Genomic DNA, 18,938 nt, shown 5'->3' on the forward strand with positions numbered 1-18,938 from the left:
TTTGGCCGAAGCCAAGGTTTCTTGCAAGAGGGGAGAGGGGCAGGCCGGACGGCTGTGCGGCCTGGTTGCTGTCAGGCGGGGCGGCGCAGAAGCGCTGTGGCTGCGCCCATTCCGATCAGGGCGAGGCCACCGGTGCGGGTCACCGCCGCGGCAGCTGCAGGCTGGGCGATCCATTTCCGCAGCCTGTCAGCCAGCAATGCATAGGCCAGCGCATTCAAGGCTGCCAGCCCTACGAAAGTGGCAATCAGAACGGCGAACTGAGGCGCAAGCCCTGCATCCGGCCGGATGAACTGCGGCACGAAGGCGATGAAAAAGGCGATGGATTTCGGGTTCAGCGCAGTGACCGCGGCTGCATGCCCGAAGACCCCGCGCGCCCTTATGCCGCTGTCCGGCGCAAATTGTTCAATGGCTGCCTGCGGCGCGCTGCGCCAGAGTTTCACGCCCAGCCAGACCAGATAGGCCGCACCGGCCCATTTCAGCACAGAAAACAGCGTGGCTGAGGCCATCACCAGCGCGCCCAGCCCCGCCAGAGAGGCGCTCATGGCGATGAAGTCTCCCAAAGCGACGCCAAGGGCCGACGCCACAGCGACCTGCCGACCTTTGGACAGTGCATAGCTCAGCACCAGCAGGACGGTAGGCCCCGGGATCAGCAGCAGGGCAATCGAAGCGGCGCAGAATGCGAGCCAAAGATTCAGGTCCATCAGGGTCTCCCGGAAAAAAGCCTGCCAGCAGCAAGCCCGGGAAACAGGCCCACGTCAACGGGGGAAACGGGTTGTCCACCGCATCAACGCCTCAAGTGGTCCGTGTTTTGCAAAGATGTTCCACAGCCACACCAGCACCATGGAGAAGGCGCAGAACCCCAGTGAATAGACGAATACGCCGCTGGTGCTGAGCGAGCCGTCGAGCTGGCCCATTGTCTCCAGCATGCCCATGCCCAAAAGGATATGCGCGGCATAAAGGCTGAGCGCCTGCCGGCCCGGGGCAGCCAGCCCTTTCGCCAGCCCGATTTTGTTGAGCGCAGGCGTAATGGCCAGCACCAGCCCGGTGACCGCCAGCGCACTGCCGGCTGCGGCGATGACATAGAAGGGGCCGGGTGGGATGGAACTTGTGCCCAACAGCTCTGCCAGCTCAGGGTTCGGGTTGAAGAGGCCCGGCAAGACCCCCAGCCCTGCGGCTGCGGTTCCCCAAAAGACCAGATGGGCCTGAGTGCGACGGCTGGAGAGGGGGAGGCGTCCAGCCCACATGCCGATGAACAGGAAGGCCGCCCAGGGAAACACCGGGTGCCAGCCGTTAAAGAAGGAATGCCGCAGGAAGCCTTCAACAGTCCAGAAATCGGTGTATTCCAGGGTCTCCCAGGTCCAATGCACCTCGTAGTTGAGCGCCAGCAGGCTGATGAAGCCGATGAGAACAACGGCTGCTGCTGTCCGCAGGAGTGCCCCGCTGGAGGCAGTCAGAAACGGCAGCGCCAACAGGAAGTAGAGCGCGTAGAAATGCAGGATGTCGGCCTCGAAAATGGTGAGGTTCAACAGCCCGACCGCGAACAGGAACAGTGCACGGCGGAAGATTGCAGCCCGGTCCGGGCGGCCCAGCGACAGGCCGATGCCAGCCAGCACCACAAACAGCGCTGCGGCCCGCCCTTCCAGCGCGTTGGTGAGCAGCGATGCGGTATCGGTGCCTGGGGTGACCTTGGCGGCAATCCGGAAGTTCACCAGCACCATGCCGCAGAAGGCCAGAAAGCGGGCGATGTCCAATCCGTGCAGCCGCATGAGACCCCCTGAAATCAAAAGAAACGTTCAAACGCACGGCTCGAAAGAACTGCTCGACAGAACCGCAATGGCTGCAACTGCACAGATATCGGCACGGCAGGGGGCAATGAAAAGGGGCGGCCTGAAAAGACCACTCCCATGCGTTGCTGCCTGCACGGGCTGCGGGTCAGCCCAGTACCCGGCCGGCAACCGCGTCCAGTTTTGCCAAGAGCGCCGGGTCGCGTTTTTCAGGCGCGGTCATGATGGCGTATTCCAGTGCGGTGTCGCAACCATGCGGGCAGTCCTTGCGCTCTTTGCCCAGAAGGGCGGGCAGGCGACGGACCAGCTCGCGGGCGTTGGCAGAGTTGCCCTGCAACGTGGCAATGATATCGGTGATCTCCACCGCGCCATGCTCTGGGTGCCAGCTGTCGTAATCGGTGACCATGGCCACCGAGGCGTAACACAGCTCTGCCTCACGGGCGAGCTTGGCTTCGGGCATATTGGTCATGCCGATCACATCGCAGCCCCATTGCGCGCGGTAGAGTTTGCTTTCGGCCATCGAGGAGAACTGCGGCCCCTCCATGCACAGGTAGGTGCCGCCGCGGTGGATCTTGATCCCTGCATCCTTGGCCGCCGCTTCGGCTGCGTCCGACAGCCGTTCGCAGGTGGGATGTGCCACGCTGACATGGGCCACGCAGCCGGTGCCAAAGAAGCTTTTCTCGCGGGCAAATGTGCGGTCAATGAATTGATCCACAACCACAAAATCACCCGGCGCCATTTCCTCGCGGAAGGAGCCGCAGGCAGAGACGGAGAACACATCGGTGACCCCCAGCCGCTTCAGCGCGTCGATATTGGCGCGGTAGGGAACTTGGGTCGGGGAATGCACATGGCCGCGGCCGTGGCGAGGCAGAAAGGCCATTTTGACGCCGTCCAGGCTGCCGGTCAGGATCTGGTCCGACGGCGCCCCCCAGGGCGTGTCGACCGTGACCCATTCGGCGCCTTCCAGCCCGTCGATGTCATAAATGCCGGAGCCGCCGATCACGGCGATCATGGTTTCCTTGGTCAAGTTTTGCCCTCCTGATGCTGCTATGAGGATATGCGCAAGCGGGGCCGGATTTGGCAAGGGCGGGGTGTTCAACAGGGGGTGACGGGGGCGCCGCCTGGCACCCGCTGTACAGCGGGCGGGCACGGCGAGGGCGGGGGGTCTTCTCTTGGGGGCACAGCCGCCTGCCGGGAGCGGGGCATGAGTATTTGGAGAAAGATGAAAGAGCGGGGGCAATTTGCGCCGGGAAATGCCGTACAGGCAAGGGGGTGGGCTATGGCGCGGGCATCCGTTCACAAGGTCGCGGATTTTGCCAGGGACCAGAAAACCGGCAAGGGCTGTATCGGAGCTTTCAGGCAGCCGGGTGAGTTCCTGCGGTTACCCGTGCCTCTGCTCCTGCCCGTGCCGGACAGTGAAGCGGAACGCGCCTTTCATTTCTGCAAGGATCACACTGCGGTTGAAGCGGTGAATGGCAGGCAGATGGTGCTATATTTGGCTGCGCGACAGGAACTCCCCGGCGCCGCACCCTTGCCCCAAAGGCGCATTTCCGCTAGGGGCGGCGCAACAGCTTTCCTCCCGAGCACAGGTATACCTTATGAAACGCGCAGCCATGGCTTTGCTGGCCAAGCAGATTTCCCCGCCCAATCTTTCGATCATGCAGGACGAGGGCTTTACCGTGGGCCGCGTGCGCACCGAATTGCTGTCGGGCCTTACTGTGGCGCTGGCGCTGGTGCCAGAGGCCGTTGCCTTTGCTTTTGTTGCCGGGGTGCATCCGCTGGTGGGGCTTTATGCGGCCTTTATGGTGGGTCTGATCACTGCAGTGTTCGGCGGCCGGCCGGGGATGATTTCTGGAGCAACTGGCGCGCTGGCGGTGGTGATGGTGGCGCTGGTGGCGCAGCATGGGGTGGAATATCTCTTTGCCACCGTGGTGCTGATGGGCATTCTGCAGATCATCGCGGGCGTCATGCATTGGGGCAAGTTCATCCGGCTGGTGCCGCATCCGGTGATGCTGGGCTTTGTGAACGGTCTGGCGATCGTGATTTTCCTGGCGCAGCTGACCCAGTTCAAGGTGCCGGGTTCTGGTGGCGAAGAATGGCTGGGCGGGATGCAGCTTTATATGATGCTGGGACTGGTTGGCCTCACCATGCTGATCATCTGGGGGATGCCTAAGATCACATCCGTTATCCCGGCGCCGCTGGCGGGGATCGGCGTTGTGGCGGTTCTGGTCATTGCGCTGAACATTGACGTGCCGACCGTGGGCGATATGGCCTCGATCAAGGGCGGTTTCCCGGCGTTCCACAACCCGTTTGGCAGCGGTGAGGGGCTTTATGGCACGGCGCTTGCGCCCTTCACGCTGGAGACCCTGTGGATCATCCTGCCCTATGCGGTCATTCTGGCGGCCATCGGCCTGATCGAGAGCCTGCTGACCCTGAACCTGGTTGGTGAGATCACCGGCAAGCGCGGCGGGGCTAGCCAGGAATGCATTGCGCAGGGCGCATCGAATGTGGTCACCGGCTTCTTTGGCGGCATGGGCGGCTGTGCGATGATCGGCCAGTCGATGATCAATGTGAAATCCGGCGGACGGACGCGGATTGCGGGGATTACTGCAGCGCTGTTCCTTTTGCTGTTCGTCGTGGCGGCCTCGCCACTGATTGAGCAGATCCCGCTGGCGGCGCTGGTGGGCGTGATGTTCATGGTGGTGATCGGCACCTTCGCCTGGAACAGCCTGAAGATCATGACCAAAGTGCCGATGATGGACGCCTTTGTGATCGTGCTGGTGACGGTGGTGACCGTGATGACCGACCTGGCGATTGCTGTGGTTGTCGGTGTCATTGTCTCGGCGCTGGCCTATGCCTGGAACAACGCGCGCCGCATTCACGCCTATACCCGCGAGTCCGAAAGCGACAAGGGCGCCAAGGTCTATGAGATCGAGGGGCCGCTGTTCTTTGGCTCCACCGACGGGTTCATCGAGCTGTTTGATGTGGCAGGCGACCCGGATCATGTGATTGTCGATTTTGCGCGCAGCCGGGTGGTGGATCAGTCGGCGCTGCAGGCGGTTGAATCGCTTGCCGGGAAGTATGAGGCCGAGGGTAAGAAAGTGGTTCTGCGGCACCTGAGCCGCGACTGCCACCAGCTGCTGGCCAAAGCGGGCCACCTGATGGTCGACAGCGATGACGACCCTGAATATGAGATCGCGGTGGATTACTCGGTCAAGACCGGGGTCCTGGGCGGCCACTGAGCGGTTCGGAGTGCTAAAGGAAAAGCCCGCAGTTCTGAGGACTGCGGGCTTTCTTGTTTGAGGGGGCTTGGGGCCCACCATACCAGCAAGGGCATGGGGGCAGGGTCAGTCGGGGGCGAGGGTTTCCAGCATGTCGAGGTCCCCCGCGAGGAGGGCGGGTTCGGCGCGAGTCAGCAGCTCGGCTGGCCAGTCCCACCATTTGAGGCTGAGAAGGCGGGCGATCTGGGGTTTCGGGAAGCGGAAGCTTTGCACCGCGCCCGGGTTGCCGGTGACGATGGCATAGGGCGGGATGGAGCCGCGCACCACGGCGCCAGCGCCGATGATGGCGCCGTCGCCGATGCGGGCGCCGGGCAGGATCAGGGCGCCGTAGCCGATCCAGACGTCGTTGCCGATCACCGTGTCGCGGGTATCTGGCTGGTAGCCTGCCATCTGGGCCGGGTCAAACACCGGGAAAGGATAGCAGCTGAGCCCATCCTGGGCGTGATTGGCCGAGGAGGTGATAAAGCGCACCCCATGGGCAATCTGGCAGAAACGGCCGATCAGCAGCCGTTCGCGGGCGCCGGGGAACAGGTATGGGGCCAGGTGCTGGGCCCAGTTTTCCGGCACCTGGAAATCTGAGGCATAGGAATAATCGCCTGCCTGGATATTGGGGTGATCCAGAACCTGGGACAGCATGACGGTGCCCGCGTGGGGCGTGCCATCGGGCAGGATGATCGGGTTGCGCTTGCGGGGATCAGGAAGCGGCATGGCGGGTCTCATTCACCGGGGCGGGTGAGCGGGAACAGGTCGCGCACCACGGAATAGTCACGGTAGCCGAGGCGGGCCAGCGGCTGGAAGGTGGTGACGTCAAAGGTGCCCTCTTTCAGGCAGTCATCGCGCAGATGCACGCCTGTCACCTCGCCGAACACCACCTTGTTGGCTTCGCCCGGCAGGGTGACGATCTGCGTCAGCTTGCATTCAAGGGCTGCAGGCGCGGCGGCCACACGGGCGCAGGCGATGGTTTTGCAGTCTGCGACCTCAAGGCCTGCATGGGTGAACTCATCCACGTCTTTGGGCAGGGCGGCAGAGCTTGCGTTCATCGCGTCGCGCAGCGCGTAGGACACCACGTTGACGCAAAAGACGCCGGTGGCCTCGATATTGGCGACCGAATCCTTGGTGCCTGCCTGATCCGGTTTGCTGCTGGTGGAGGCAAACATCACCTGCGGCGGCGTATAGGCCACCGCGTTGAAAAACGAATAGGGGGCCAGGTTGTTCACCCCGTCGGCGGACCGGGTGGAGATCCAGCCGATGGGCCGGGGGGTGACGATGGCGTTGAACGGATTGTGGGGCAGGCCGTGGCCGTCCTCGGGGCGGTAGAACATTTCTGTTTCCTGCGCAGTTCATAGATGTTTGCCCAAGGCTTACGCGCATGCTAGGCCAAACGCCAGCCTGCAAGGAAGAATGCGGAGGCAGGGGCGGCGTGATCGAGTTGAGGGCAGAACAGCCGGACGACCGGTGGGAGGTTGAGGCGCTTTATGACCTGTGCTTTGCGCCCGGGCGCGAGGCGCTGTCGTCCTACCGTCTGCGTGATGGTGTGCCGCCGGTTGCAAGCCTGAGCGAGGTTGCGCGCGACAGCGATGGCATTCTGGCGGCAGCGATCCGCTATTGGCCGGTTCTGATTGGCGCAGCACCTGCGCTGCTGCTGGGGCCGGTGGCGGTGCATCCGACCCGCCAGGGCGAAGGGCTGGGCGGATCTTTGATTCGCGACAGTCTCGCCAAGGCAGAGGAAACCGGCTGGGGCAGGGTGATGCTGGTGGGCGATGCCCCCTATTACCAGCGCTTCGGCTTTACCCGGCTGGAAGGGGTCGAAATGCCGCCGCCCACCAACCCGGAGCGGGTGCTGGGGCTGGCGCTGCAGGCGGGTGCCTGGCAGGGCATCCAGGGCCGGGTCAGCCGCTGGCAGGCTTGAAATCAGGCGGCTCCCTGCCGATCTTTATGAGGGCAGAGGAGACACATGTGGCAGAGTTTCTGACAAAGGCGCGGGCCTATACCCCGCAAGAGATCGAGGCGGAGCTGGATGCGCTGGCGGCGCGCTACCGGGGGGCGGGCGGCGCTGGCGTGGAGTTGTTGAACCGGCTGGGTGGCAGCGGCGAGAGCCTGCTGGAGCGGCTGCCAGAGCCGGTGCGGGCAGGGCTGACCGGCGCCACGGAGACTGCCTTGCGGGCGGCCATGAAGGGCGCCAGCCGGTCGCGCCGCCTGGTGCCGGATCAGAAACCCGGCGTTGACAGGCTGGTGAGCGCGGCCATGGGTGCTGCGGGGGGCGCAGCCGGGCTGCCCGGCGCCTTGGTGGAGCTGCCCGCAACAACAGCCTTTCTGCTGCGCAGCATTCAGAGCGCCGCGGCGGCGGAGGGCTTTGACCCGGACTCGGAGAACGTGACTTTTGACTGCATCCAAGTCTTTGCCACGGCGGGGCCGCTGGCAGAGGATGACGGGGCGGATCTGGGCTTTGTCTCTGCCCGGCTGGGGCTGCCCGGCGCCCTGCACAAGCTGATTGCCCAGGTGGCGCCCAAGCTGGGTGCGGTGCTGGGACAGAAACTGGCGGCGCAGGCGGTGCCGGTTGCGGGGGCTGTGGCCGGGGCCACCATCAACTATGTCTTTGCGGGCTACTACCGGGAAATGGCGCATGTGCATTTCGGACTGCGGCGCCTTGCGGTGGAGGCAGATGTGCCGCAGCAGGAGCTGATTGCCCGGCTGCGGATGCGGCTGAAGGCACCAAAGGCCGCGCGGTAGCGGCACAGGTGACACAGAGACCTCTTGCGCTTGGCGGACAGGCAGATTTAATCAGCTTTTCCTGCTAAGAGGAAAGACATGATTCAATACAGCCTCAAATGCGCGGCCGGCCATGAGTTCGACAGCTGGTTCCAGTCGGCGGCGGCTTTTGACAAGCTGGCGGCAGCCGGGATGGTGTCCTGTGCCCTATGCGGCGGCACCGATGTAGAAAAGGCAATCATGGCGCCGCGGGTGCGCCCTGGACGCAAGGCGGTGTCGGCAGTTGGCGAGCCGGAGCGGAGGGCCGCAGATCACTCTGCGGCGGACGGGTCTACGGCGGCACCGGTCCCTGCGGCACCGGCGCCTGCAGCCTCTGCCCTTACAAGCCCGGGCATGCTCAGCCGCCCCTCGGGAGAGGTGGAGAAGGCGCTGAGCGAGCTGCGCAAGAAGGTCGAGGAAAACTCGGACTACGTCGGCGACAGCTTTGTGAAGGAAGCCCGGGCCATGCATCTGGGCGAGGCGCCAGAGCGGGCGATCCACGGCGAGGCAAAGCTGGAAGACGCGCGGGAGCTGATTGAGGAGGGTGTGCCGGTGATGCCGCTGCCCTTCCGTCCGGGCCGGAAATCAAATTGAGGCAGAACCAATCATTGAAGGGCAGCGCAGAATGCATGCAGTTGTAACGGGAACCAGCCGCGGTATCGGCAAGGAGCTGGTGAAACAGCTGCAGGCCGCAGGCCATGAGGTGACCGGAACCTCGCGCGACCATTCCTCCGGCGTCAAGCTGGATGTCTCGGACCCCGGCCAGCAGGCGCGGTTTGCGGCCCAGATCAAGGGGCGCGCGGTGGATTTGCTGGTCTGCAATGCCGGCGTCTATATCGACAAGGCAATGGGGCTAGAGGATTACTCGGCCGAGGTCTGGGCCAAGACGCTGGCGGCCAATGTGACTGGCGTGTTTCTGACCGCACAGGCGATGCTGCCGAACCTGCGGCTGGCGGACAATCCCAAGATCGCCATCCTGTCGTCGCAGATGGCCAGCCATTCGCAGGCGCCGGGTGGCAGTTATGCCTATCGGGCGTCCAAAGCCGCGGCGCTGAACATCGGGCGCAATCTGGCCACTGACCTGCAACCAGAGGGCATCGCCGTGGGGATCTACCATCCGGGCTGGGTGCAGACTGATATGGGCGGTTACGAGGGGGAGATCACGGTGCAGGAGTCGGTGGCCGGGCTGATCAATGAGTTTGACATTCTGTCCCTGGACACCTCCGGGTGCTTCCACACCTGGGATGGCCGTATTCATCCCTACTGACCTTGGCGGCAGCAAAGGCTGAAACTTAGACCGGAATTCAGGGGTTGCTCCCGCGCCCGCAGAAACCTGGCTGTGCCAGCTCCCTTGCCGGCCTTGGGCCGGGCGCCGCGCGATGCGCGGCGCGGGCCCCAGGCCCCCGGCCCCGGGCAAACCCAAACGGCCGAGGGGCCGGGGAGGCCCGGAGCCGGGCGGGAGCCTTTGGATAGGCCAAACGGCAGCCTGCCGCAGCTGTTCATAAAAAAGCCGGCGCGGGAACCGCGCCGGCTTTTGATGTTTCAGGACCGCGGGTCAGTTGCGGCCGGATAGGTTACTCCCAGCAGCTGACCAGAACGGTCATGCTGGAGGCGAGCCGGGTCATTGCCGCATTGGGCAGGCTGCCAGCCGCCGCCGGCTGGGCCGCGGGGGCCACGCCGGCTGCGTCCAGAGCGCTGCGGATTGCCTCGGCATTGGCAGCAAAGCTGACGCCTTCCGGCAGCTGTTTGCCACCGCTCTTCTGCGGCAGCAGCATGCCCAGAACGGCACCGGTTGCATCCAGAACCGGACCGCCCGCATCGCCGGGCTGGGCAGCCAGATCCAGGCGCGCCACCCTGGTGTCGCCATCCAGGCTTTTGACATCAGCGATCCGGCCCCAGGTGAGGCTGGGGGCGCCCAGCACGCCCTCATAGGAGAAGCCGGAGACCGCGACTTCGGACTGCAGGCGCGGCGAGGCGGTGCTGAGGCCCGCCACAGCGGCTGGCGCCAGTGCCTCTGCCGGTTTCAGAACAGCGATGCCCTCGGCGGAGTTGTTGGCCGCAATATCAGCCTGATAGCCGTGATCCAGAGTGATCCGTGTGCAGCCGGCCACCACATCGGAGGTGGTCAGGACGCTGCCGCTGCCATCTACAAAGAAACCGGTGCGCGACAGTTTCGGCTTGCGGATTTCCAGACCGGAGACCAGGTCGATGCTTTGCACCGCATCGCCGCCTGCAGCCGGGTCCAGCACGCCCTCGAGACGGCTGAAGCTGGATTGTATGGCGGCCAGCACGCGGGTGCGGCGGTCCTCGTCGCCTGCGGGCCAGATCAGGGTGAAGCCCTTGATCTCGCCGTTTTTCAGGCTTGCCTGGGTGAAGGAGACGGTCTTGCTGCTGCGGCCTTCGATGGTGAAGCTGTCAGAGCCACGCTCACGCGGGCCTTCCAGCGGCACGATCTCCAGCGTTTGCAGGATGTCATAGAGGCCAAACAGGGTGCGCTTGTCGCCCGGCTGGCTGATCAGCAGCAGCTGGGCGCCCAGATCTCCCGTGCTGGCGTAATGGGCAAAAGGCGATTCATAGCGGTCAAACCCCACTTCGCCGGCCGGGATCTGCAGAGCAATGCCTGCCTTGGTATCCTCCACCCGCGCCATGCCGACAGAGATCAGCGGCGCGTTGTATTCATCCATCAGCACCTGGCGCTGGGCGGTGGTCAGCACCCCGGTCGGCTCAAAGCCGCGGGCGGCCTGCCAGTCGCTCATTGAGCGTCGGGTGCCGCGGCCAAAGGCGCCGTCGATGCTGGAGGTGTAAAAGCCAGCGGCCTTCAGCGCGACCTGCAGCTCCATGCGCTGTTCGCGGCTGAGCTCGCGCTCGCTGCGGCGGGCCTGGGCCGGGGTCTCATCCGGCAGGGCTGTCTGCACAGCTGTCTGCGGCTGCGGTTCTGGCGTGGCGGGGGCCGCCGGGACCGGCGCAGGAACAGCAGACGGGGCAGCTTCTGCGGCAACCGGGTAGAACTGACTGCGCAGGTTGCGCTGGAATGCAATGAAGCTGTCACGCGGGATCTGGCCTTCGGCGCGGTAGACCTGCAGCACCCGTTCGGCATCCGCGCGGGTGTAGGGGCCCAGAACCACGCCGTACCAGCCGCCGCCAAGCGCAAAGCCCGACACATCGGGCAGGCGGGTGGCGAAGCTGCGGGCTTCTGCTTCGGCCTGCGTCAAAGAGGGGCGGGCGGCGATCTGGATCCAGACGCCATCGCGGCTGCTTTGCGCCGCAACAGGCGCCGTGAACGCAATGGCCAGCGCAATCAGCGGCAGGGCCAGAGCGGCAAACAGTTTTTTCATGTGTCGGCCTCGTATCCCGGAAATACACTTATTCTTTGAGGCGGAGGTTAAGCATTTTGCGGCGCCGAAGGGAACTCCTCATGTCAGGGGGAATTGCCGGTCCGTTGCCGCATTCCCGCACTTTTGTTGCCGATGCGCGCCGGCCGCCGGTGCATGGATGGCGTTCAAGCGGGCAGAGGGCGTTGACCCTGCCAAGAGCCTTGCATAGGAAGAACCCCGCAATTGCTGCCCCAGATGCCCCCAAAGGGATGAGAGATGACCCAGACCAACGGCGCGCCGCGCTCCTTCCAAGAGATTATCCTGAGGCTTCAGAACTACTGGGCCGCCAAAGGCTGCGCAGTGATGCAGCCCTATGACATGGAAGTCGGCGCCGGCACCTTCCACCCGGCGACCACGCTGCGCTCGCTGGGGACCAAGGCCTGGGCTGCGGCCTATGTGCAGCCGTCGCGTCGCCCGACCGATGGACGCTATGGCGAGAACCCGAACCGGCTGCAGCATTACTACCAATATCAGGTGCTGATCAAACCCAGCCCGCCGAACCTCCAAGAGCTGTATCTGGGCAGCCTTGAGGCGATTGGCGTTGATATGGCGATGCATGACATCCGCTTTGTCGAAGATGACTGGGAAAGCCCGACGCTGGGCGCCTGGGGTCTGGGCTGGGAGGTCTGGTGCGACGGCATGGAAGTCAGCCAGTTCACCTATTTCCAGCAGGTCGGCGGCCATGACTGTCATCCGGTCTCAGGCGAGCTGACCTATGGTCTGGAGCGTCTGGCGATGTATGTGCTGGGTGTCGATCATGTGATGGACATGCCCTATAATGACCCGGACGCGCTGATCCCGCTGTCTTATGGCGATGTGTTCAAGCAGACCGAGGAAGAATACGCCCGCTGGAACTTTGACGTGGCCAATACCGAAGTGCTACTGCGCCATTTCGAGGAGGCTGAGGCCGAATGCGCCGCCATCCTGGCGCAAGAGCATCAGGACCCGAAGACCGACAAGCGCATCATCATGGCGCATCCGGCCTATGACCAGTGCATCAAGGCGTCCCACATCTTCAACCTGCTGGATGCCCGCGGGGTGATTTCGGTGACCGAACGCCAAGCCTATATCGGCCGTGTCCGGGCGCTGGCCAAGCAATGCGCCGATGCCTTTGTGCTGACCGAAGCCGGCGGCCATGTGGCCGAGACCGCGGCCTGAGCAGGAGACAGCACGTTATGGGGAAACTCCTTGCCCTGATCCTGATCGTCTCCGGCCTCGCGGCCGGGGGGGCGATGTATTACCTGCAGGTCTATGGCTTTTATGATGAGGTTGCGCTGCAACCGGGCCGCGATGTGATGCTGGTGCCGCTGGATGGCGGCGCGGCCCAGCCGATCGCCTATGCGGATTTCCAGGCGATTGACGCTGACAGCTCCCCGATCCGCTACCGCGCCTGTTTCACCACCAAGATGACGCCGGATGCGCTGGCGCAGGTCTTTACCCTGTCGGACAAGATCGAGCCGCGCAATGCTCCGGACTGGTTTGGCTGTTTCGATGCCGCCGCCATCGGTGCCAAGCTGGCAGAAGGCTCGGCCAAGCCGTTCCTGTCGGTCAAGAACATCTCTTATGGCGTCGACCGCATTGTCGCCGTCACGGACGAGGGCCGCGGCTATGTCTGGCATGAGCTGAACGACTGCGGCCAGAAAGCCTATGACGGTACCGTGGTGGGCGAGGAATGCCCGCCCCGGCCAGAGGCAGGCGGGGGCAATTGATGAGCCCGCGCACCATGCCCGCCAACTCCATTTATTCCGCTGCGCCCGCCCGCGCGGCCACGCCCGAGGACATCCAATGCCCGACCTGCTGATTGAACTGTTTTCCGAGGAAATCCCGGCCCGCATGCAGGCGCGTGCCGCCGAAGACCTGAAAAAGCGCGTGACCGACGGTCTGGTCGAGGCGGGCCTCACCTATGCCGGGGCCGCGGCGCTGTCGACGCCGCGCCGCCTGACCCTGGCGGTGGATGGCCTGCTGGCCGAAAGCCCCACCATCCGCGAAGAGCGCAAAGGCCCCAAGGTCGGCGCCCCGGACAAGGCGATCGAAGGCTTCCTGCGCGGCGCGGGCCTGACCCGCGACCAGCTGGAAGAGCGCGAAACGCCGAAAGGCGCGGTCTATTTCGCGATGATCGAAAAGCCGGGACGGGCGGCAGCCGAAATCATTGCCGAGGTGCTGGAAGACTGTATCCGCACCTTTCCCTGGCCGAAATCCATGCGCTGGGGGACGGGCAGCTTGCGCTGGGTGCGCCCCTTGCATTCGATCCTCTGCATCCTGTCGGATGAGGCAGGCACATCCGTTGTCGATCTGGACATCGACGGCATCAAATCCGGCAGCAGCACCCGTGGCCACCGTTTCATGGCGCCGGAAGAGATCACCGTCACCGGTTTTGACGACTACGCCGCCAAGCTGAAACGCGCTTTTGTGGTGCTGGACCCGGCGGAACGGCAGGCGGCGATCTGGCAGGAGGCCAGCAATCAGGCCTTTGCCAACGGGCTGGACGTGGTCGAAGACAAGGGCCTCTTGGCCGAGGTTGCCGGGCTGGTCGAATGGCCCGTCGTGCTGATGGGCGCCATCGACGAGGAGTTCCTGGAACTGCCGCCAGAGGTGCTGCAGACCTCGATGAAGGAACACCAGAAGTTCTTTTCCGTGAAGAACCCCAAGACCGGGCGGATTGAGAGGTTCATCACCGTCGCCAACCGCGAGACTGCGGACAATGGCGCGACCATTCTGGCGGGCAACCAAAAGGTGCTGTCGGCGCGTCTGGCCGATGCCAAGTTCTTCTGGGAGAACGATCTGCGTACCGCCAGATCCGAGGCGGGCATGAGCGCCTGGGTCGAAAACCTCGGCAATGTGACCTTCCACAACAAGCTGGGCACCCAGGCCGCGCGGATTGACCGCATCGCCGCGCTTGCCCGCGAAATCGCACCTGTGGTTGGCGCCGATGCTGATTTGGCAGAGCAGGCGGCACGGGTTGCCAAGGCTGATCTGTCTTCGGAAATGGTCTATGAGTTTCCGGAACTGCAGGGGCTGATGGGCCGCTACTACGCCGAGGCTGCGGGCCTGCCGCAAGAGGTCGCCAACGCCTGCGAACAGCATTACTCGCCGCTGGGTCCGGGCGATGATGTCCCGTCAGAGCCGGTTTCCGTGGCTGTAGCGCTGGCCGACAAGCTGGACACGCTGACCGGTTTCTGGGCGATTGATGAAAAGCCCACCGGTTCCAAAGACCCCTATGCCCTGCGCCGTGCTGCGCTGGGGGTGATCCGGCTGGTGCTAGAGAATGATGTGCGAGTGGAATTGTTGGCTTTGTTTGCTCCTTGCTGGAAACACCATTTTTTTGATGTCTCTGCATTTTGGGAGAAAGCTTGTCGCAATGCGAGTGATGATGAACTCAGGAATAGTGAATTCTGTGCTGGGATGTTTAACGCAGGATGGCAAGAAGCGCTTAAACAGCGCCCTCGGCTTAAAGAAATCGATGAAAAGACTGAGGCAATTCGAACTGAGTTTCGAGTGGGCAAAAATACCGCTCTAGATGCATGTTTGAAAACTCAGGCTGAATTGGAGAGCCATTTCGGCCCGGATCTCCTCTCCTTTTTCCACGATCGCCTCAAGGTGTTCCTGCGCGATCAGGGCATCCGCCACGATGTGATCGATGCCTGTATCGCCATGGACGGTAGCGACGATCTGACCCTGCTTGTGAAACGCGCCCGCGCCCTCGAAGACTTCATGAAAACCGAGGACGGCACCAACCTGCTGCAGGGCTTCAAACGCGCCAACAACATCCTGTCTCAGGCAGAAGAAAAGGACGGCGTCGAATATTCCTATGGCGCCGACCGCAAGTTTGCCGAGAACGACAGCGAAACTGCGCTGTTTGATGCGCTTGCTGCGGGCGGGGATGCGATCTCTCCGGCCATCGAGGCCGAAGATTTCGCGGCAGCCATGCGGGGCATGGCTGCCCTGCGCGCGCCAATCGATGCGTTCTTTGAGGCGGTGCAGGTCAATGCGGAGAATGAGATCGTCCGCCGCAACCGTCTGAATCTGCTCAACCAGATCCGCCAGGTCTGCGGCCAGGTGGCAGATCTCACCAAGGTTGAAGGCTGAGAGAGCAGTCCTTTCATCTTTCCCGAAAATACTCCCGCCGGAGGCACCGGTCTTGCCGCAAGGGAAGACCGGTTTTTGCTTCCCGCCCGGTTCCATCCGTCACGGCACCGTTACAAGACCCTTGCGCCATCGTGCTGCCGCCTTATGGTGACAGGCAAAGGAGACGTGCTGCAGTGCAGAAAGATTTCGTACAGACCCCGCCGGCCTCGTTGATCACTTCAACCGCGCCGATTGCCACCGCCAGCCATGGCGGCCGGGCGAAATGCCTGCAGCGGCTGGTGCGGCTGGATCTGCCGGTGCCGCGCACGGTGGCGCTGTCTTTTGATGCGGTGCACTCCATCGCCGAAGGTGAAATGCCGGATCTGTCTGCCGTGCTGGGAGAATTCGACCCGGAGGCGCTGCTGTGTGTGCGCCCGTCCTCTGAGGATCCGGATTGGGGCGGGCCGGGGGCGATCCTGAATATCGGCATGAATGACGCGCGTTACGTAGATCTGTGCGACAGTCTGGGGCGTGATGCCGCAGCCGCGCTTTACCTGCGGTTTGTGCAATCCTACGCAGTGCATGTGGCGCGGCTGGACCCGGATGTGTTCGACGATGTCGAGGACGGCGGCCCGGATGCGCTGAGTGAAATCCTGCATGCCTATGAGGCGGAAACGGATGAGCCGTTTCCGCAGAACCCGGAAGAGCAGCTGGCCGCTGTTCTGCGCTCGATGGCGCGGGCCTGGGAGGGCACTTCGGCGCGGCTGCTGCGGCAAGCCAAAGGCGCGCCGGCCGATGCGGGCCTTGGACTGGTGGTGCAGGAGATGATCCCGGGCGTTGGCCAGGGGGAATGCGGCTCTGGGGTGCTGCAGCTGGTGAATTCTGCCACCGGCGAGCCGCAGCTGACCGGGCGTTATCTGAGCCAAAGCCAGGGGCGCGATGCGCTGGGCGCCGGTGTTCGGGCCTTGTATCTGGCCAAGGATGCGCGCGGGCTGTCGCTGGAGGAGCTGGCGCCGGAAGCATTTGCCGGTTTGCAGGCGCATGCGGCGCTGATGCGGCGCAAGCTGCGCGAGGAGATGCAGCTGGAGTTTGTCATCGAAAACGGCCGGGTGCATATCCTGGACGGCGTGCGCGTGACCCGTTCGGCCCGCGCTGCGGTGCGGATCGCGGTGGCGTTGGCCGAAGACGGCATCATTCCGCAGGACGAAGCGCTGATGCGGCTTGATGCGCATATGCTGAACGAGCTGCTGCACCGGCAGGTGGCGCCGGAAGCCGCGCGCGATGTCATTGGCAGCGGGATCGCCGCAAGCCCTGGTGCGGCCACAGGCAAGCTGGTCTTTACGGCTGCCGAAGCGCAGGCCAGCGCTGCCCGCGGGGAGGCCTGCATTCTTGTCCGTCGGGAAACCTCGCCCGAGGATGTGCGCGGCATGCATGCGGCGGCAGGTGTGTTGACGGAAAAGGGCGGTATGACCAGCCATGCGGCGGTGATCGGGCGGGGCCTGGGCCTGCCGTGCATCGTTGGGGCATCGCAGCTCAAGTTTCACAGCAAGCGCAAAATGCTGGGCGCCGAGGACGGGCGGTTGTTCAAGGCGGGTGACATCATCACCATCGACGGCAGCAGCGGTCAGGTTCTGGCGGGCCAGCCGCAGATGCTGGAAGCCGCAGAAGACGGGGCGCTGCAGACCATCCTGACCTGGTCGGATGCGGCGCGCGACATTGGTATCCGTGCCAATGCGGACACGCCGGAAGATGCTGAAACCGCAAGGAAATTCAACGCGCAAGGCATTGGTCTGTGCCGGACAGAGCATATGTTCTTTGACCCGGGCCGCCTGACGGTGATGCGGGAAATGATCTTTGCGGAGACAGCTGCCGGCCGGGCGGCGGTGCTGGAACGGCTGCTGCCGATGCAGCGCGACGACTTCCGCGAGCTGTTCCGGATCATGGAGGGGATGCCGGTCTGCATCCGGCTGTTCGACCCGCCGCTGCATGAATTCCTGCCCGCGACCAAAACCGGCCAGCGCGAGCTGTCCGAGGCGTTGGGCATTCCTGTGAGCGATGTGACCCGCCGGGTCGAGGAAATGGGCGAATACAACCCGATGCTGGGCCTGCGCGGTGTGCGGCTGGGGGTGACCGTGCCGGAAATTTACGACATGCAGGCCCGGGCAATCTTTGAAGCCACGCTGGAGGCCTCGCAGGAGGGGGAGCCGGTGGTGCCGGAAATCATGATCCCGCTGGTCTCGGCCAAGCGGGAGGTGGAGCTGGTCAAAGCGCGTATTGATGCGGTAGCCTCGGCTGTTAAATCCGAGTGGGGCGAGGATTTCACCTATCGGCTGGGGGTGATGGTCGAGACACCGCGCGCGGCGCTGCGGGCAGGAGAGATATCTCCGCACACGGCTTTTCTCAGCTTTGGCACCAATGACCTTACGCAGATGACTTATGGGCTGTCGCGGGATGATGCCGGACGGTTCATGTCGCAGTATGTGAACCAGGGCGTATTCCCAGAGGATCCGTTCCATGTGCTGGACACCGACGGAGTGGGCGAGCTGCTGAAACTGGGGGTGCAGCGGGGCCGGGCAGAGAACGGCGGAATCACGCTGTCGATCTGCGGTGAGCATGGCGGCAACCCCGAATCGATTGCATTTTGCCGTGACGCGGGATTTGACTATGTTTCATGTTCGCCGTTCCGGGTTCCGGTTGCGCGGTTAGCCGCCGCCCAGCTGGCAATTGGCAGCAAAACCGGGCAGATTGCTCCAACTTACACAAAGTATTAAGGAAATTCAGGTCATCCAGCCGCTGACAATGGGGCTGGCCTGGCACTGGCGTTAACCTTGCCGTCGCCGCTTTGCGCGACGAGCTGGACGTTTCGGGTTGTTTCCATTAAGGGATGCGACCGCATGTGGCCGGGGAAACCGGTTGCAAGCTGCAAGGACGGGGGAACCCTGAATGAAACTGTTGACTATGATTGCCGTGATGGCTGCCACCATCACGATTGGTAAGAGTGTTGCTGCCGAAACAGGACTGGATGCGCTGATCGAGCGTGAACAGGCCAGTCTGAACGCGGTGCCTGAGCGGAAGTTCAGCGGATTCTTCGGATTCCGCACCAATCCGTTCAAGAGCCGCAAGACTGGCACGCAACAGGTGGAGTACACAAACGACTGGCTGGACAAACAGCCCCAAGCGACTGGCGGCAAGCAGTTTTCCTGCCTGGCCGAGGCGTTGTACTTCGAGGCGCGCGGCGAGACCGTGAAAGGCCAGTTTGCGGTGGCCGAAGTGATCCTGAACCGGGTCCGGAGCGCACAGTTCCCGAACTCGCCGTGCGGGGTGATCAACCAGGGGACGGGCCGGAGATACCAGTGCCAGTTCACCTATACCTGTGACGGCCACAAGGAAGTGATCCGCGAGCAGAAGGCGTATCAGCGGGTGGCCAAGGTGGCGCGCGCGGCGATGGATGGCTTGAAATCCGAACTGACCGCAGGCGCGACCTACTATCACACCACGGCGGTGCGTCCGCGCTGGAGCCGGACCTTTACAAATACCACGCGTATCGGTGTGCATCTGTTCTACCGTGACGATCGCTATCTGACTGCGTTGAACAACTGATTGCCTGAAGGCGGCGCGCTAGTGCCGCTTTCTGCCATTGGCATGGCGTATGCGGGACTGTTATGCAGGCGCTGAAAGTCTATTGT

General features: G+C 63.6%; 16 protein-coding genes. 10 read left to right on the plus strand and 6 right to left on the minus strand.

Going from position 1 to position 18,938, the window contains the following annotated elements:
• Positions 1–71: 71 nt before the first annotated feature.
• The 3 genes from ACP151_RS06510 to ACP151_RS06520 all read right to left on the minus strand — a co-directional run bounded on the left by ACP151_RS06510 (position 72) and on the right by ACP151_RS06520 (position 2,796).
• Positions 72–701 carry a LysE family translocator gene (locus ACP151_RS06510; protein WP_424978063.1) on the minus strand — a complete coding sequence of 210 codons (630 nt, stop codon included), beginning with the start codon at positions 699–701 and terminating at the stop codon, positions 72–74.
• A gap of 54 nt (positions 702–755) precedes the next feature.
• A complete protein-coding gene (locus tag ACP151_RS06515) occupies positions 756–1,766 on the minus strand; it encodes a DUF418 domain-containing protein (RefSeq protein ID WP_424978064.1) in 1,011 nt (336 codons plus the stop codon).
• 166 nt (positions 1,767–1,932) lie between these two features.
• Positions 1,933–2,796 carry an S-methyl-5'-thioadenosine phosphorylase gene (locus tag ACP151_RS06520; RefSeq protein WP_424978159.1) on the minus strand — a complete coding sequence of 288 codons (864 nt, stop codon included), beginning with the start codon at positions 2,794–2,796 and terminating at the stop codon, positions 1,933–1,935.
• Between the two features lie 586 nt (positions 2,797–3,382).
• Between ACP151_RS06520 and ACP151_RS06525 the strand changes: the two genes are divergently transcribed.
• Positions 3,383–5,026: a SulP family inorganic anion transporter gene (locus tag ACP151_RS06525; protein WP_424978065.1), complete on the plus strand. Its 1,644-nt coding sequence runs from the start codon at positions 3,383–3,385 to the stop codon at positions 5,024–5,026.
• 105 nt (positions 5,027–5,131) lie between these two features.
• On the opposite strand, the gene ACP151_RS06530 is transcribed toward ACP151_RS06525, so the two are convergent.
• Positions 5,132–5,773, minus strand: a complete 642-nt coding sequence (locus ACP151_RS06530) for a CatB-related O-acetyltransferase (protein WP_424978066.1) — start codon at positions 5,771–5,773, stop codon at positions 5,132–5,134.
• Positions 5,774–5,781: 8 nt separating this feature from the next.
• Entirely contained in the window at positions 5,782–6,387 is a 606-nt protein-coding gene (locus ACP151_RS06535) for a flavin reductase family protein (protein ID WP_424978067.1), read from the minus strand.
• A gap of 98 nt (positions 6,388–6,485) precedes the next feature.
• On the opposite strand from ACP151_RS06535, the gene ACP151_RS06540 reads away from it, so the two are divergent.
• The 4 genes from ACP151_RS06540 to ACP151_RS06555 all read left to right on the plus strand — a co-directional run bounded on the left by ACP151_RS06540 (position 6,486) and on the right by ACP151_RS06555 (position 9,080).
• Positions 6,486–6,974, plus strand: a complete 489-nt coding sequence (locus tag ACP151_RS06540) for a GNAT family N-acetyltransferase (protein WP_424978068.1) — start codon at positions 6,486–6,488, stop codon at positions 6,972–6,974.
• A 26-nt stretch (positions 6,975–7,000) separates the two neighbouring features.
• Positions 7,001–7,795, plus strand: a complete 795-nt coding sequence (locus ACP151_RS06545) for an EcsC family protein (protein WP_424978069.1) — start codon at positions 7,001–7,003, stop codon at positions 7,793–7,795.
• Between the two features lie 78 nt (positions 7,796–7,873).
• Positions 7,874–8,407 (plus strand): DUF1178 family protein, encoded by a 534-nt coding sequence (locus ACP151_RS06550; protein ID WP_424978070.1) that lies wholly within the window; start codon positions 7,874–7,876, stop codon positions 8,405–8,407.
• Positions 8,408–8,438: 31 nt separating this feature from the next.
• Entirely contained in the window at positions 8,439–9,080 is a 642-nt protein-coding gene (locus ACP151_RS06555) for an SDR family oxidoreductase (RefSeq protein ID WP_424978072.1), read from the plus strand.
• 307 nt (positions 9,081–9,387) lie between these two features.
• Here the strand turns inward: ACP151_RS06555 and ACP151_RS06560 are convergent, their stop codons facing one another.
• Positions 9,388–11,148: a trypsin-like peptidase domain-containing protein gene (locus tag ACP151_RS06560; RefSeq protein ID WP_424978073.1), complete on the minus strand. Its 1,761-nt coding sequence runs from the start codon at positions 11,146–11,148 to the stop codon at positions 9,388–9,390.
• A 255-nt stretch (positions 11,149–11,403) separates the two neighbouring features.
• Here ACP151_RS06560 and ACP151_RS06565 point away from each other — a divergent pair, with 255 nt between their 5' ends.
• The 5 genes from ACP151_RS06565 to ACP151_RS06585 all read left to right on the plus strand — a co-directional run bounded on the left by ACP151_RS06565 (position 11,404) and on the right by ACP151_RS06585 (position 18,852).
• A complete protein-coding gene (locus ACP151_RS06565) occupies positions 11,404–12,345 on the plus strand; it encodes a glycine--tRNA ligase subunit alpha (protein WP_424978074.1) in 942 nt (313 codons plus the stop codon).
• 17 nt (positions 12,346–12,362) lie between these two features.
• A complete protein-coding gene (locus tag ACP151_RS06570) occupies positions 12,363–12,896 on the plus strand; it encodes a DUF6446 family protein (RefSeq protein ID WP_424978075.1) in 534 nt (177 codons plus the stop codon).
• 76 nt (positions 12,897–12,972) lie between these two features.
• On the plus strand, positions 12,973–15,273 hold the full coding sequence (gene glyS, locus ACP151_RS06575) for a glycine--tRNA ligase subunit beta (protein ID WP_424978076.1): 2,301 nt from the start codon (positions 12,973–12,975) through the stop codon (positions 15,271–15,273).
• Positions 15,274–15,446: 173 nt separating this feature from the next.
• Entirely contained in the window at positions 15,447–18,023 is a 2,577-nt protein-coding gene (locus ACP151_RS06580; protein WP_424978077.1) for a putative PEP-binding protein, read from the plus strand.
• A 172-nt stretch (positions 18,024–18,195) separates the two neighbouring features.
• The gene (locus tag ACP151_RS06585) at positions 18,196–18,852 is read left to right on the plus strand and encodes a cell wall hydrolase (protein ID WP_424978078.1); all 657 of its coding nucleotides are present in this window, start codon (positions 18,196–18,198) and stop codon (positions 18,850–18,852) included.
• Positions 18,853–18,938 lie beyond the last annotated feature (86 nt).

This window comes from Leisingera sp. S232 (assembly GCF_049800895.1).
Lineage (GTDB): Bacteria > Pseudomonadota > Alphaproteobacteria > Rhodobacterales > Rhodobacteraceae > Leisingera.